The 15,310-nt window shown below is 67.6% G+C and carries 11 protein-coding genes; 7 read left to right on the plus strand and 4 right to left on the minus strand.

Translation table 11 applies throughout. The features are described from left to right. Positions 1–977: 977 nt before the first annotated feature. Positions 978–1,529, minus strand: a complete 552-nt coding sequence (locus tag CKO31_RS14325) for a superoxide dismutase family protein (RefSeq protein WP_200238708.1) — start codon at positions 1,527–1,529, stop codon at positions 978–980. A gap of 295 nt (positions 1,530–1,824) precedes the next feature. On the opposite strand from CKO31_RS14325, the gene CKO31_RS14330 reads away from it, so the two are divergent. Then, positions 1,825–2,565, plus strand: a complete 741-nt coding sequence (locus CKO31_RS14330; RefSeq protein WP_200238710.1) for a DedA family protein — start codon at positions 1,825–1,827, stop codon at positions 2,563–2,565. A 311-nt stretch (positions 2,566–2,876) separates the two neighbouring features. Here the strand turns inward: CKO31_RS14330 and mgtE are convergent, their stop codons facing one another. Then, positions 2,877–4,529, minus strand: coding sequence for a magnesium transporter (gene mgtE / locus CKO31_RS14335; RefSeq protein WP_200238713.1), 1,653 nt, complete (start codon positions 4,527–4,529; stop codon positions 2,877–2,879). A 485-nt stretch (positions 4,530–5,014) separates the two neighbouring features. On the opposite strand from mgtE, the gene CKO31_RS14340 reads away from it, so the two are divergent. After that, positions 5,015–5,905, plus strand: a complete 891-nt coding sequence (locus CKO31_RS14340; protein ID WP_200238716.1) for a CHAD domain-containing protein — start codon at positions 5,015–5,017, stop codon at positions 5,903–5,905. A 107-nt stretch (positions 5,906–6,012) separates the two neighbouring features. Here the strand turns inward: CKO31_RS14340 and CKO31_RS14345 are convergent, their stop codons facing one another. Both CKO31_RS14345 and CKO31_RS14350 read right to left on the minus strand, forming a co-directional pair. Then, a complete protein-coding gene (locus tag CKO31_RS14345) occupies positions 6,013–6,576 on the minus strand; it encodes a universal stress protein (RefSeq protein ID WP_200238718.1) in 564 nt (187 codons plus the stop codon). Between the two features lie 85 nt (positions 6,577–6,661). After that, a complete protein-coding gene (locus CKO31_RS14350) occupies positions 6,662–8,317 on the minus strand; it encodes a methyl-accepting chemotaxis protein (RefSeq protein ID WP_200238721.1) in 1,656 nt (551 codons plus the stop codon). Positions 8,318–8,719: 402 nt separating this feature from the next. On the opposite strand from CKO31_RS14350, the gene CKO31_RS14355 reads away from it, so the two are divergent. The 5 genes from CKO31_RS14355 to groL all read left to right on the plus strand — a co-directional run bounded on the left by CKO31_RS14355 (position 8,720) and on the right by groL (position 15,041). Beyond that, a complete protein-coding gene (locus CKO31_RS14355) occupies positions 8,720–10,195 on the plus strand; it encodes a metallophosphoesterase (protein WP_200238724.1) in 1,476 nt (491 codons plus the stop codon). Positions 10,196–10,434: 239 nt separating this feature from the next. Then, positions 10,435–10,917 carry a universal stress protein gene (locus tag CKO31_RS14360; protein ID WP_200238726.1) on the plus strand — a complete coding sequence of 161 codons (483 nt, stop codon included), beginning with the start codon at positions 10,435–10,437 and terminating at the stop codon, positions 10,915–10,917. A gap of 10 nt (positions 10,918–10,927) precedes the next feature. Further along, entirely contained in the window at positions 10,928–12,721 is a 1,794-nt protein-coding gene (locus CKO31_RS14365) for a Na/Pi cotransporter family protein (protein ID WP_200238729.1), read from the plus strand. 349 nt (positions 12,722–13,070) lie between these two features. Next, the gene (locus CKO31_RS14370) at positions 13,071–13,358 is read left to right on the plus strand and encodes a co-chaperone GroES (RefSeq protein ID WP_200238731.1); all 288 of its coding nucleotides are present in this window, start codon (positions 13,071–13,073) and stop codon (positions 13,356–13,358) included. A 51-nt stretch (positions 13,359–13,409) separates the two neighbouring features. Beyond that, complete coding sequence (gene groL / locus CKO31_RS14375; RefSeq protein ID WP_200238734.1) at positions 13,410–15,041, plus strand: chaperonin GroEL; 1,632 nt, start codon at positions 13,410–13,412, stop codon at positions 15,039–15,041. The last annotated feature ends 269 nt before the right edge of the window (positions 15,042–15,310 follow it).

The raw sequence follows: 15,310 nt of genomic DNA on the forward strand, positions 1-15,310 counted from the left end.
TCCAGAGCGGTGACAGCGGCCCGTCGCGGCAAGGATGCCGCTCCCACAGGCACGGCGTCGCCGTGGGAGCGGCCTCTGGCCGCGACGACTTCCAGAGCGGTGACAGCGGCCCGTCGCGGCAAGGATGCCGCTCCCACGGGCGCGGAGTCGCTGTGGGAGCGGCCTCTGGCCGCGACGACTTCCAGGGCGCCGGCAGCGGCGCGTCGCGGCAAGGATGCCGCTCCCACGGGCGCGGAGTCGCTGTGGGAGCGGCCTCTGGCCGCGACGACTTCCAGAGCGGTGGCAGCGGCGCGTCGCGGCAAGGATGCCGCTCCCACGAGCGCGGAGTTGCGGTGGGAGCGGCCTCTGGCCGCGATGACTTCAAGGGCGGTGGCGGCGGCGCGTCGCGGCAGGGATGCCGCTCCCACAGGCACGGGGTCGCCGTGGGAGCGGCCTCTGGTCGCGACGACTTCCAGAGCGGTGACAGCGGCCCGTCGCGGCAGGGATGCCGCTCCCACATCCGCGGGCTCGCTGTGGGAGCGGCCTCTGGCCGCGAGGACTTCCAGGACGGTGGCAGTGGCCCGTCGCGGCAGGGATGCCGCTCCCACGGGCGCGGGGTCGCTGTGGGAGCGGCCTCTGGCCGCGACGGCTTCCAGGGCGGTTGCAGCGGCCCGTCGCGGCAGGGATGCCGCTCCCGCGGGCGCGGGGTGGCTGTGGGAGCGGCCTCTGGCCGCGACGGCTTCCAGGGCGGTTGCAGCGGCCCGTCGCGGCAGGGATGCCGCTCCCACGGGCGCGGGGTCGCTGTGGGAGCGGCCTCTGGCCGCGACGGCTTCCAGGGCGGTTGCAGCGGCCCGTCGCGGCAAGGATGCCGCTCCCACGGGCGCGGGGTCGCTGTGAGAGCGGCCTCTGGCCGCGACGGCTTCCAGGGCGCTGGCAACGGCGCGTCGCGGCAAGGATGCCGCTCCCACGGGCGGCCGGTCACCGCGCTATCGCCGGCATCACTCCACCTGCTCCTCGATCACCCCGCAGGCGATGCGCGGCCCGGCGGCACCCGATGGCTGGGAGCGATAGTCGTCGGCGTTGGCGTGGAGCACCAGCGCGGCGCCGTCGGCGTCGAGCAACTGCTCATCCATCTCGGCCACTTCGGTCATGACCTCCAGCTGCAGGGCGCCGGTCTTGGGCACATGGATGTTCGGCATGTCCCCGAGATGCGGGCCGTTCTCGGTCAGATAGCCGTGGCTGGTGTCGGGCGCCATCAGATGCCCGCCGGCGGACTTGAAGGGCGGCTCGCACTTGCCGGTCTCGTGGATATGAAAGCCATGCACGCCCGGCGGCAGGCCGGCGAAGTTCACGTGCAGCAGCACACCCGCCGGCGTCTCATGCAGCAGGGCATTGCCGACGAGGTCGCCGTCGCGGTCGTGGATCTTGGCCTCGGCGACAGCGCCCTCCTCGGCTGCGGCGGGCAGGGCGGTGACGGCAGCGATGACTGCGGCACTCAGGGCGGCGCGTACCCCAGGAAATGGCGTCGGAGAGAGAGGGTGTCTGGACATGGGATAAGGCTCCTGGTCGGGTCGAAAAACTTCGTCGGACACCCAATCAGGTGCCGACCTCGACTCACAAGCAACCTGAATGCCGTCCCGCAGCACGCCCCATGCGAGCGCTGCCGGATAGCGCGCTCTCAATGCGGTGACAGTAACTATAACTCAAGGTGGTGAGGAAAGGGTGACGGCAACGGAATCGGCCCTGCGCCGCCGGTGGCAGGCACGCCTGCGTATACTCCCATCACCCCTCACACTGGCCGTGGAGGCCCGCCTCGTGCTCAGCAGCGCTTCGATAGGGCCGGCGATGGGCCCGCCACGCCTGCTTCGCCGCCGTCTGCTCTTTGGCGCCCGCCTTGGCTTACTGACGGTGCTGTTCGCGCTCGGTGCGACAGCGGCCTTGGCCCAGGGCGACCCGCTACAGGCGGTGGAGATCACCGCGGCGGACATCGGCCAGGATCTGGAGGACGCGGTGCGCCGGATGCAGCCCCTGGTGCAGCGCTACGGCTACGCCGGCGTCGCCGGCGCGGTTGCGGCGGAGGGCTTCGGGGTGCCCGCACCCGGGCAGACCTTGCTGATGGCGGGCGCCCTGGAGGCGGCCCACGGCAAGCTCAACCTCACGCTGCTGCTCACACTGGCCGTCATCGCTGCCGTGCTCGGCAACAGCCTGGGATATGTCATCGGCCGACACGGCGGGCGGCCGCTGCTGCGAAGACTGCACGTCAACGCAGCGCACGAGGCAAAGCTCACCGCCCTGTTCGATCGCTTCGGTGGCGGCTTCATTCTGCTGGCCCGGTTCTTCGACGGCCCCCGGCAGCTGAACGGCATCCTCGCCGGCACCCTGGCCATGCCCTGGTGGCTGTTCACTGTTTTCAACGTGGCCGGCGCCGTGCTCTGGGTCAGCGTCTGGGGGCTCGGCACCTTCTACCTGACCGAGCACCTGCACAGAGTGGACGCCGCGCTGCGGGCGCTGAACCCCTGGGTGGCCAGCATCGCCGTCGCCGGCGTGCTGGCCGTCCTTGTGTATCTGTTTCGCCGCGCGCATTGAGCCGCGGGCCCGGTGGCCATCCCCGGAGGCAACAGGGTGTCGTCTTGCCCCATCGGAAGCTCGCCTGTACCGCCAGGCAGTCGCACCACGGCCAGGCCTGCCTCGGCGCCATGCGCGGAGCCACGGCACGGCACAGGTCTTAACCAGCAACATAGCTGCGCACCTGCGAGCGCTACGTCCGAAAGAGCGGGCAAGCACCGATGGCAGCCGCGCCAGGCGTGCCGCGGTGTCGGTCGGGCGGAGGTTTTTGGTGCCTGACAATGCAGGCGGTGGCGGCCATCTGAGGAAACGCCGAGCGATTGGCGTTTCCCCTAGAGCAGGAGCAGCGTCGCCAGGCCGAGAAAGGCGAAGAACCCGACCACGTCGGTCACGGTGGTCAGCACGACGCTGCCTGCCAGCGCCGGGTCGATGCCGAGGCGGCGCAGGATCAGCGGAATCAAGACGCCCGCGAGGGCGGCGCACAAGAGGTTGAGCAGGATCGCGGCGGCGATGATGCCGCCGATCGCCCAGTTGCCGAACCACACAATAGCGAGCGCCGCCACCACCAACGCCCAGAGCAGGCCGTTCAACAGGCCGATGCCGATCTCTTTCAGCAGCAAAATGGAGGTGTTGACGGTGCCCAGCTGGCCCATGGCGAGGCCGCGGATGACCAGGGTCAGGGTTTGGCTACCGGCGATGCCGCCCATGCTGGCGACGATGGGCATCAGCACCGCCAGCGCCACCACCTGCTCCAGGGTGTTCTCGAACAACCCGATGACCCAGGCCGCGAGGAAGGCCGTCACGAGGTTGATGCCGAGCCATACAGCGCGCCGCCGGCTGCTGACCACGACGGGGGCGAACATGTCCGTTTCTTCATCGAGGCCGGCCATGCCCATCATCGAGTGCTCGGCCAGGTCGCGAATCACATCCACGACGTCGTCGACGGTGATGCGCCCCAGAAGTACGCCCGCGGGGTCCACCACCGGCACGGAGATGAGGTCCTGCGCCTCGAAGCGGCGCGCGATGTCCGCCTCGGGCGCGTCCACCGCCACCGGCTCGAAGTCGGTCTCCATGAGCTCGGCGATGGGCGTCTCGGGCTTGGCCGTCAGCACGCGGCGGGCCCGGACGATGCCCTGGTAGCGGTTGCCGCGGTCGACGATGTAGAACTTGTCGGTGTTCGGGGGCAGGTCTTCGAGGAGGCGCAGGTAGCGCAGCAAGGTGCCGACCTTGATGTCGGCGCGCACCGCGATCTGGTCCAGATTCATCAAACCGCCGGCACTGTCCTCCGGGTAGGAGAGCATGGACTCCACGCGCTCGCGCTCGCGCCGGTTCAGCGTCAGCAGGATCTCGCGGCCCAGATCGCCCGGCAGGTCCTGGATGAGGTCGACGAGGTCGTCCGGCGCCATCTCCCGGGCGGCGTCCACCAGGTCGTCCTGCTCCATTTCTGCGGCGAGGCGCCGGCGGACCTCTTCGTGCAGGTGCCGCAGGACTTTGCCCATGCGGCCGTGCTCCACCATGTCCCAGGCGGCGGCACGGTCGGCGGCGGGCAGCGACTCCAACAGCCCGGCGATGCGCGCCGGGTGGAGCTTGCGGAACAGCCGCCCGATGCGCTTCAGCTTACCGCTCTCCAGCGCCTCGAGCACCACGCGCAGCTGCGTCTCGTCCGCGGCATCGGCGCCGCCGGCGGTCGATTCCGCGCCAGTCGCGTCCGCCGACGGCTCGGTGTCTTCGCCGGCGCCGGCCTCCTGGGTCAACTGCGCCCGGAGCGCGGGCGAGAGGTGCGACAGCACCTTCTGCTCCAGTGGCTCGTCGATCTGCTGCCAGACACTGATCCGCTGCGCCGGCGTCAGGGTTTCCAGCAGACTGGCGATCTTTGCCGGATGCATCGCCTTGAGGAGGCGCCGCATGCGCTTGCGCTTGCGGCGTTCCAGTGCGTCGCGAATCGCATCGACCTCGGTGTGAATCGTGGCTTTATCGGTTGTCATGGCGGACTCTCTTGGGGAGATACCGATTGATTGGGCATCTTGATCGCGGAGCGCAGCACCGAGAAGGTCTACCGCGCGGCGCTGACGGAGCTGTTCGATGCGGGCGAGTACATCAACGCCTTGAGCAAGAAGAAGACGACGAAGCATGCCGAGGCCGACGCCGATCAGGAACGAGATTTTCGATACCGATACCGATACCGACGCCGACCCCAATCGGGGACGAGAAGGGTCTCCGAGCTTCCACAGTGTTGCACTAGGGAGCTCTGCCGTGCTGTCCGCGGCAGGCCCCACGGCGGCTCGGCGATGCCTGGGTGGCGTAGGCCGCTTGCGGCGTCGCTGGCGTGGGCAGCCGCGTTTGATCGCGGGCCGGGCCAATCGGCTATCATCGGCCTATGTTGCCAGTGCCGCCGGCCACCGCCCGAGGCAGAATCACCACCGTGCCGACCAAATCCAAAGCCCCACCGCCGATTACCCCAGAGCAGAGTGTGAGCGAGGCCTTCGCGACGATTCTGCACCACAACTACGACTACATGCTGACCTGGCGGGAGAGCGCCCGCAGCTGGGAGGACATCGAGGGTGTGCACCAGGTGCGGGTGGCCTTTCGGCGCATGCGCTCGGCACTCACGCTGTTCCGCGACGCCATCCCACGCGAGGCGACGGCGAGCTGGAACGATGAAATGCGTTGGATCGCCGGAGAGCTCGGCAATGCCCGCGACCTCGATGTCTTCATCGACGAGGCCCTGGGGCCGGCGTCTGCCCTGTTGCCGCTGCCCGGCGCCGACCAGCTGCGCGAGCTGGCCGAGCAGCGCCGCGCGCAGGTCTACGCCGAGCGCGTGGTGCCCATGCTCGACAGCGAGCGCTTTCAGCGCTTCTGCGATGCATTTCCGCGCTGGCTGGACGGCCGAGAATGGGAGCAGGCAACCACGAAGAAGAAACAGGCCAAGCGCCTGGAGGCCGGCATCATCCAGTTCTCCCGGCAGCTGCTCGACAAGCAGGAGCGTCGGGTGCTCTCGGCCGGCACCAACGTGGACCGCGAGAACGCGGAGGAGATGCACCAGCTGCGCATCGAATGCAAAAAGCTGCGCTACGCTGCGGAGTTCTTCAGGCCGCTGTTCGCCGACATGGATGTGTTCATCGGCCACATGAAGGGCCTCCAGGATCTGCTCGGTGTCATGAACGACGTCGCCGTGACCCGGACGCTGATGGACGATCTGCTCGGCAACAGCCGGGAGCACGACGTGCTGATCTACGCCGGCGGCATGATCGGCTGGCGCACCTGCGAATTCCGCCAGCTGCTGGAGCGCTTCGACGATTACTGGGATGAGCTCGTGGAGGCCAAGCATCCCTGGTGGAAGAAGCAAAGCGGGAAGAACTGAATCCGGCGAGGCGCCCAAAAGCAGGGGTCTTGTCGGCTGGCGGCGACCCCGCGCCCGCAGAGCCGCTCCAGGCCAATCAGAGACTACTCCAGACGCTCGCGACGGAGTCAGGTGCTCTCCACGGCGGGCGGCAGTGGCTGGCTCGGTCCGATCGGTCGCAGATCGTGAGGATCGAGGGCATTGCCAGCGGCATCCAAGACCTGGACCGGGCACGGCGCCTGTCGGAGCACGGCGCCGGTGACGTCACGACCGAGCAGCCGATCGAGCCCCGTCTTGCGGCGGCCGCCGATGATGATGATGAGCGCGGACTCGATGCGCCGGGCTACCTCGACGATGCGCCGCTCCGGCACGCCGGGGACGACCAGCTGGCGCAGCGCGACCCCGGCCGCATCGGGCTCGTCGGCGACCGCCTCCGCGGCGAAGCCGGCCAGCAGCTCCTTGGCGACGTCCAGGCTTGGCCGCAGCACGTCGCCGTCGTCGTGGTGCCGGTAGAAGCCCATGGTGCGGGAGGTTTCGTGGAGGATGTGCAGCGCGATGGCGGGCTGCCCGCGGTGTGCCGCCAGACGTAACGCTTGGCGTAGACAGTGTCGGCCACATTCATCGAAGCGCACGGCGGCGACGACCGGTCCGGACTGGGGCCAAAGGTCGGACGGGCTGGCGGCGCTGGGCATGGCGGGGGCCCTCGACTGCGGTGGCTTCGGTCCTCGATTCTAGCCATATGGCCGTGCCGATTCACGAGTTTTTTGCTGGGTTTTGCTAGCCGCCCTCCAGCGTATGCGCAAGCGTGCGCAGGTCGCCGGCGATGCTTTCCAGCTCCTCGGCATTCGCGCGGCCGCGGGCGTTGCGGGGCTCCCGGGCGGCAATGGACTCCAGACGCGCGGCCTCGTCCAGCATGCGCTCGCGCTCGCCGTCCAGCTGGGCGAGCTTGGCGCCGAAGGCCCTGCGCATTTCCAGGGCGGCTTCGATGCGCTCGTCGTCGCTGGCCGATTCGCTCAGGTCGCGGCAGGCCGTGGCCGCCTGCATGGAGCTGCGCCACCACTGCGCGAAGCGTGCCCGATGATCCGCCAGGGTGTTCAAGGCGATGGCCATGGCGTTGATCTCGTCACGGCCGGCGGGGTCGGCGTCCAGGCGCTCGCGCGGAACCTCCCGCGTCAGCTGATCGAGCAGGCCCACCATGCGTCGTACCGGTCGCACGATGCGGGCAGTGATCAGCAGAGCCAGCACGAGGCCCAGCAGGGGCGTGACGGCGGCGATGAGCAGGCTCCACTGTGCGCGCCGTGCCGCGTCGTCGGCGATGGCGGCGCTCTGCGCCGACATTGTTGCGGTGGCTTCGGCCAGATTGTCTTCCACCAGGGGTGTGATGCGGGCGGCGGCCTGGAACATTTCTTCGCTGAGCCGGGCGATCCGCTCGTTCTGGTCCACCAGGGCGTGGAAGTCCCGGCGGTAGTCGTCGAGCAGGGGGAGCAGGGCGGCCTGCTGCTCGTCGGCGATGGCCGACGCCTGGATGCGCGCGGTGATGTCGTCGGCGATGGCGTCCACCATGGTGATGTATTGCGCATCCCCACGCAGCAGATAGTCTTTCTCGCGACGGCGCATCTGCAGGACCGCGGTCTCCAGATCCGGGATGTAGTGCGCCTGCAGGAGATCCTCGATGCGATGGGCGCGATCCCGGAAGGCCCCTTTGCCGCCGTCGAGCGGCTCACCGGCCAGCACGCGCTCGGCGTATCGGGAGAAGCGCTCGCGGTAGGCGGCGATCTCGTCGCTCAGGGCCTGCTTGGTGTCGTCGCGCAGCTGGGAGGCGGTGAGCTCCGCCTGCATTTCTTCGAGCAGCGCATAGACCCGCTCGCGGTATTCGGGCTCGCGGCGCAGGCCGAGGTCCTTTTCGCCGCGGCGCACCTGCAGCAGCAGCAGGTAGAGCCGATCGACGTTGTAGTGTGCGGCGCGATCCTGGAGCTGGTGCACCGCCCTGCGAAAGGCCCCCTGCAAGCCCGAGTCCTCATCCAGGCCGCGGATGCGCCAGGCCTCGACGATGGCCTCGAAACGCCCGGTGAAGTCCTCGCCCAGGGCGCGGACGGCAGCGGCGGTGCGGGCAGCGGCCGCGTCCATCTGCGCGAGCTCCGCGGTCTCGGCCTGGAGCAGCTCGGCCTGGTCGAGGCTCTGCTCGGCGAAGCCGAGGTCGCGGGTCAGTAGGAAGCGATCGGCCGCCGCGCGCATGGAAGACACGCGACTCTCGATGACGAAGGCGTGTGCCTGGCGCGCGCCATAGACCGCCGAGAGATCCTGGTAGGCGGCCGCCATGTCGCGCAGGCTGGTGTGGTAGTACCAGATGACCCCGAGGAATATCAGTCCGATGGCGCCGAAGCCGAGGACGATCTTCTCGCCGATGCGGAGACGAGTTGCGAGCTTCTTCATCGCAGCGGACCTCGTGGCTTGGCCCTCGGGCTTGGCCCCGGGGCGGTGAGCTCGACGCTCGCTGCGCCGTGCCGGGCGGCGCCGCAGCACGGCCGGCAGGTCCCGCGGTGCGCTCGGCATGGGTCGGGCGCAGGCAACGGCACCCGCGGCTCGGGCCGGATGCGCCGCGAAGACGCGAGAGCGAGGCCCCAACGTTACAGAAAGATTACAAAACTATTGTCGTGTTGTGTCAGTCTTGTTTTCAATCCCTGGGGCAGAGGGCAAGCCGGTCTCGGTGCTGTTGTGGTAACGGCTGATTCGCCGCCGCGGCGTCGCTTCCGACGCCGCTTTGAACGGGCGCCGTGCGGCGTAGCAGACGCCGACGGCGCCCGCAGCCATTAACGCGATCATGTATCTCCGACCATGCCTTACGCCTCGACCGAATCGCGCAATCGCTTCCTGCGCTACTTCCAGGAGCTCATCCAGGACATGGAGGAGTGCGACGACTTGGAGCTGGCCGATGCGCTGCGTCTGGGCGAGAAGAAGGTCCGGGTGCCGCAGCCGGCACTGCCTTTGCAATTGCTGCTCGGCCGCGGCGAGGGCTACCAACTGCGCCTGGAGCCGGAGCTCACAGTGCGCGCCGACGGCACCTTCGCGCGCAGCGGCAATGTCCTGTTGTTCGACCCCAGCACTTTTTTCGAGGGCATCAGCGGCTTTCTGCGGCTGGCGCCGGATGCGTCGCTCACCCTCGGACGGGAGGACCCGGTGCAGCGCCGGCTGATGGCCTATCCCAAGCTGGTGGCCGACAACCATCTGCGCCTCAAGCTGAGCGACAAGGGCTTGGCGTTCAAGAACAAGTCCCGCAAGCGCGGTACCTGCGTCGCGCCGGTGCCGGATACGACCGAGGCGGAGCACATGCTGCGCTGGCGACGGTCGAAGATCGAAGGCTTGGCCAAGGCCGTCGGTGCGCCCATCGACACCCTGCCGCGGGGTGAGGCACTGGCGCTACTGGAGCGGGTGAATGCGGTGATGGAGCAGGAGCCCTACAGGCTGCAGACGGATGACGGTCGCCCCGGCGGGCTGGTGCGGCTGCCGGGGCGGCTGGTGCCGATCTTCGTCGGTGACCTGCACGCGTGCATCGACAATCTGCTGGTGATCCTGACCCAGAACGGCTTCCTGGAAGGGCTCATGGAGGGCAGTGCGGCGCTGATCATCGTCGGCGACGCCGTCCATCCGGACGCGCCGGGGCACGAGGAGGAGATGGACCAGTCGATGCTGCTGATGGACCTGATCTTTCGGCTCAAGCTGCGCTTTCCGGAACGGGTCTTCTACCTGCGCGGCAATCACGACGACTTCGCCGAGGATATCAACAAAGGCGGCGTGCCCCAGGGCCTGTTGTGGGAGCGGGCGCTGTACGACCAGCGCGGCCCACGCTATCGGGATGCGATGCGGCGGCTCTACGACCTGTTGCCCTACGTGATCGTCTCCACTCGCTATATCGCCTGCCATGCGGGCGCGCCGACCATGAAGGCCTCGCGCAAGGATCTCATTCATGTTCGGGACAAGCCGAAGCTCGAGCATCAGCTGACCCATCTGCGCCTGCGCAAGCCCAATTCGCCGACGGGCTACGGGCCGGCGGACGTGCGCCGCCTGCGCCGCCGGCTCGGTGTGGCTCCGGATACGCCCTTCGTCGTGGGGCACACGCCCCTGTCGCCGGACGAGACGCTCTGGATCGATGCCGGCGGGATCGAGAATCATCACGTCTTGTTCGGCGCCAAACCCGATCGCGTCGGGGTCATCACCCGGCCGCGCGGCAAGCTCGTGCCCCTGATCTATCCGAGCGAGCCGGTCCTTCCCGTCTACAACCGCTTGGTCCGGACGGGGCGGATGGTCGCTTGATGCTGGCTTGTCGCCCGCTCGATCCTGCCAATTGCCGACAGCGTAGGGAATAGCTCGGCGCGCCGCTGAGCGCTGCTGCCGGCAGCGCAACCCTGAAGGCATGGACGTGCCGTCATAAGTCTGTCATCTTTTCGTCATAATTCGGCCGCGGGATGCCGTGCGACGGTGCCCTCCCTCCCCAGGCCGGCGCGCTCACCACCTCAACATCATTTGCGGCCGAGGCCCTGCATGGAGGACGCATGAGCGATAAGCACGAGACGGGACCCATTCTCGTCCCGGTGGATTTCTCTGCGCCCTCGGAAGCGGCGCTGCTCCTGGGCGTGGAGCTGGGGCGCTGCCTGCAGCGGCGGCTGTTGGTGCTGCATGTGGTGCACGACCCAGGCTCGATGCCCGGCTACTACAGCCAAGCCCTGAAGCAAAAACACCTGGCCCGCATTGAGGACGGCGCCGCCGATATGCTGGACGACTTCCTCAAGCGTGTGGTCAAGGCGCATGGCGACCTGGTCAAGCGCAAGCAGCTCGATTCCATGCTCGTCACCGGCCTGCCCAGCTCGCGCATCCTGGAGGTGGCGAAGAAGTCCGATGCCGCCATGATCGTCATCGGCAGCAAGGGCCTGACCGGTTGGAAGCACCTGATGATCGGGTCGGTGGCCGAGCAGGTGGTTCACCTCGCCCCGATCCCGGTCACCGTGGTCAAGTCGGACCGCAAGAAGCGAGGCTGAAGGCTTGATCATGCGCGCACTTCGGCGCCGGTCCGGCGACCGTCTGCCGCCCTGGCTGCCCGTCCTGATCGGCCTGCTCCTGGCTTGCGCCGCGTTCGCGGTGCTCGGCGACGACGACGTCACCGACGACATCGACTGGCTGAACATGGGCATGGGCCTGTTCGGCGGCTTGGCGCTGTTCCTGTTCGGCATGGAGCAGATGGCCGACGCGCTGAAGGCCGTCGCCGGCGACCGCATGAAGGACATCCTGGCGCGGCTCACCACCAACCGCGTCATGGGCGCCCTGACCGGCGCCTTCGTCACCGCCGTGATCAACTCGTCGTCGGTGACCACCGTGCTGCTGGTGGGCTTCATCAGCGCCGGCCTGATGTCGCTTGCCCAGTCCGTGGGCGTCATCATGGGCGCCAACATCGGCTCCACGTTCACGGCGCAGCTGATCGCCTTCAAGGTGACCAAGGCCGCGCTGGTCATGATCGGCATCGGCTTCCTGATGATGTTCGTGGGCAAGCGCGAGCGCATCCGACAGTACGGCGCCATGATCATGGGGCTCGGGTTGGTGTTCTTCGGCATGAGCGTCATGAGCGACGCCATGGCGCCGCTGCGCACCTACGAGCCCTTCCTCGACGTCATGGAGGAGATGGAGAATCCGTTGATCGGCATCGCGGTGGCGGCGCTGTTCACGGGTCTGATCCAGTCCTCCGCTGCGACCACCGGCATCGTCATCGTCATGGCCAGTCAGGGCCTGGTGAACCTGCCCACGGGCATCGCGCTGGCCTTCGGCGCCAACATCGGTACCTGCGCCACCGCGGCGCTCGCGGCCATCGGCAAACCGCGTGAGGCCGTGCGCGCCGCCGTGGTGCATGTGCTGTTCAATGTCGCCGGTGTGCTGGTCTGGGTGGGCTTCATCGATCAGCTGGCCGAATTCGTGCGCTGGATATCCCCCCAGTACCCCGATCTCTCGGGCAAAGAGCGTTTGGCGGCGGAGGTGCCGCGGCAGATCGCCAATGCCCACACCATGTTCAACGTCGCCAATACGCTGCTGTTCTTGAGCTTCACCGGGCAGTTCGCACGCTTGGCGGAATGGCTGGTGCCGGACAAGCCTCTGGAGGAGGAGGACCTGGTGGTACGCGCCAAATATCTCGACGATGTGCTGCTGACAACGCCGTCGCTGGCGTTGGATCGGGTGCGGCTGGAGACCCTGCACATGGGTGAGCGCGTGCAGGAGATGATGGAGCGGATCATGCCCGCCATCCTCAGCGGCAACAAAGAGCAGCTGCACGACATCGAGCGCATGGACGACGACGTCGACATGCTGCACGCGCAGATCATCGACTATCTGGGCAAGATCAGCCGCCTGACGCTGACCGAGACACAGACGGGCGAGCTCATCCGGCTCATGGAAGCGGTGAATGAGCTCGAGAACATCGGTGACGTGATCGAGACCAATCTCATCGTGCTCGGCCACGAGCGCATCGACGAGGGTGTCTCCATCAGCCAGCCCACCCGCGAGGTCCTGACCAACTTCCACTACGCCGTCAACCGCGCCGTCGAGTGCGCCGTCCAGGCGGTGGCGCAGAACAATCAGCTGGCGGCACGCACGGTGATTTCGATGAAACAGGAGATCAACCGCATCGCGGAGTCCGCCGCTGCCCACCAGGCGCAGCGGCTCGTGGCCGAGGAGCCCAACCGCATCCGGACCTACACCATCGAAGTGGACATCATCGAGAAGCTCAAGCGCATCTACTACTTCGCCAAGCGCATGGCCAAGACGGTGGACAGCGAAGAGAGCATGGAAGAGGCTTAAGCCTTGAAGGTCTGTCGCGGGCTTGATCGTCAGCGCGACCAGTAGGATCGACGAGCGACAGCGAAGTCGACCCCTGAGCCGCCCGCCGCCCGTTAGCTGGTGGACTGCGCTTCGCTTGTCCACCCGCCCTGCGCCTGCGCGAGCGCTCGGCCTCAGCTCCCCATCCCAATATCCGCCCCCGGCCGGCTCGTCGGGGGCTGCCGGCCTGCGCGCAGCCGGCGCGAAAAATCGCTTGACGGCGGTCGGAATCGGCGTAAATTCCCGTCAGCACTCGCACGGGTGGAGTGCTAACAATCTCCGTCACGGGCTCGCCGGCCGGTGGGTCCGACAGTATCGAGGCAAGAAGCATTTGAACATTCGTCCATTACATGACCGCGTGGTGGTGCGCCGGCTCGAGGAGAAGCGCACATCCGCCGGCGGCATCGTGATCCCGGACTCCGCGGCCGAGAAGCCGATTCAGGGGGAGGTGCTCGCGGTGGGCAGGGGCAAGATCCTCGACAACGGCGAGGTCCGCTCCTTGGATGTCAAGGTCGGCGACCGTGTCCTCTTCGCCAAATACGCCGGCACCGAAACCAAGGTGTCGGGCGAAGACGTGGTGGTCATGCGCGAAGACGACATCATGGGTGTCGTCGAGTAAGGACATGCAGGTCCGATTATTTTTCGCTCAGATTTTGCGAGGCAAACAGCAATGAGCGCTAAGGAAATCCATTTCGGGGAGGAGTCCCGCGCCCGCATCATGCGCGGCGTCAACCTTCTGGCCAACGCCGTGAAGGTCACCCTGGGGCCGAAGGGCCGCAACGTGGTGCTGGAGAAGAGCTTTGGTGCGCCGACGGTCACCAAAGACGGCGTATCGGTGGCCAAGGAGATCGAGCTGAAGGACAGGTTCGAGAACATGGGCGCGCAGATGGTCAAGGAGGTCGCCTCCCAGACCTCCGACATCGCCGGTGACGGCACCACCACCGCCACCGTGCTGGCCCAGGCCATGGTCCGCGAGGGCCTGAAGGCGGTCGCCGCCGGCATGAACCCCATGGACCTCAAGCGGGGTATCGATCAGGCGGTGGCGACGGCCGTGGCAGGGCTGAAGGCCATCTCCCGGCCCTGCTCCGACAACCGCGAGATCGCCCAGGTGGGCACCATCTCCGCCAACGCCGACGAGTCCATCGGCGAGATCATCGCCGAGGCCATGGAGAAGGTCGGCAAGGAGGGCGTCATCACCGTCGAAGAGGGCAAGGGCCTGCACAACGAGCTGGAAGTCGTCGAGGGCATGCAGTTCGACCGCGGCTATCTGTCGCCCTACTTCATCAACAACCAGGACACGCTGCGGGCGGAGCTGGAGGACCCCTATATCCTCCTGTACGACAAGAAGGTGTCGAACATCCGCGACCTGCTGCCGGTGCTGGAGGCCGTCGCCCAGGCCGGCCGGCCGCTGCTGCTGGTGGCCGAGGATGTCGAGGGCGAAGCCCTGGCCACGCTGGTGGTGAATGCCCTGCGCGGCATCATCAAGGTCAGCGCCGTCAAGGCGCCCGGCTTCGGCGACCGCCGTAAGGCCATGCTGCAGGACATCGCCATCCTCACCGGTGCCACCGTCATCTCCGAGGAGGTCGGTCTGACGCTGGAGAAGGCCACCCTGAACGAGCTCGGCTCCGCGAAGAAGGTCCAGATCAGCAAGGACGAGACGACCATCATCGACGGCGCCGGCTCCGAGGACGACATCAAGGGCCGCTGCGAGCAGATCCGCGCCCAGATCGAGGACACCACCTCCGACTACGACCGCGAGAAGCTCCAGGAGCGCCTGGCCAAGCTCGCCGGCGGTGTCGCCGTCATCAAGGTGGGTGCTGCGACTGAAGTCGAGATGAAGGAGAAGAAGGCCCGTGTCGAGGACGCCCTGCACGCCACCCGTGCGGCGGTGGAAGAGGGCATCGTGCCAGGCGGCGGCGTCGCCCTGGTGCGCGCCCAGGCCAAGCTCAAGGACCTCACCGGCGCCAATCACGACCAGGATGTGGGCATCGCCATCGCCCGCCGGGCGCTGGAGGAGCCGATGCGCCAGATCGCGGCCAACGCCGGTGCGGAAGGCTCCGTGGTGCTGCACCAGGTGGCCGACGGCGAGGGCAACTACGGCTACAACGCCGCCACCGGGGACTATGGCGACCTGGTGGAGATGGGGATCTTGGATCCGACCAAGGTCGCCCGTACGGCGCTTCAGAACGCGGCCTCCATCGCCGGACTCGTGATCACCACCGAGGCCATGGTGGCCGAGGCGCCGAAGGACGAGAAGGCGCCGGCGATGCCGGGCGGCGGCATGGGCGACATGGACTTCTGATCGGCCCATCCGGCGGGCGGGCTGGCGCCCGCCCGCCGGATTTTTTGATTTCTGAGCCCTGGCGCCGTGGGAGCGGCCTCTGGCCGCGATGGCTTCCAGAGCGGTGGCAGCGGCGCATCGCGGCAAGGATGCCGCTCCCATAGCAGAACTCCGGACATACCCCCTTCAACCGTCTGAATTTGAGCTATAATTGCGGCATTGCTCGATAAATAAATACGAGACTGCAAGCCGCCATGCCAGGCACCGTTGAGCTTCCCCTGCTGCCCGAA

It is taken from the genome of Thiohalocapsa halophila (genome assembly GCF_016583825.1).
Lineage (GTDB): Bacteria > Pseudomonadota > Gammaproteobacteria > Chromatiales > Chromatiaceae > Thiohalocapsa > Thiohalocapsa halophila.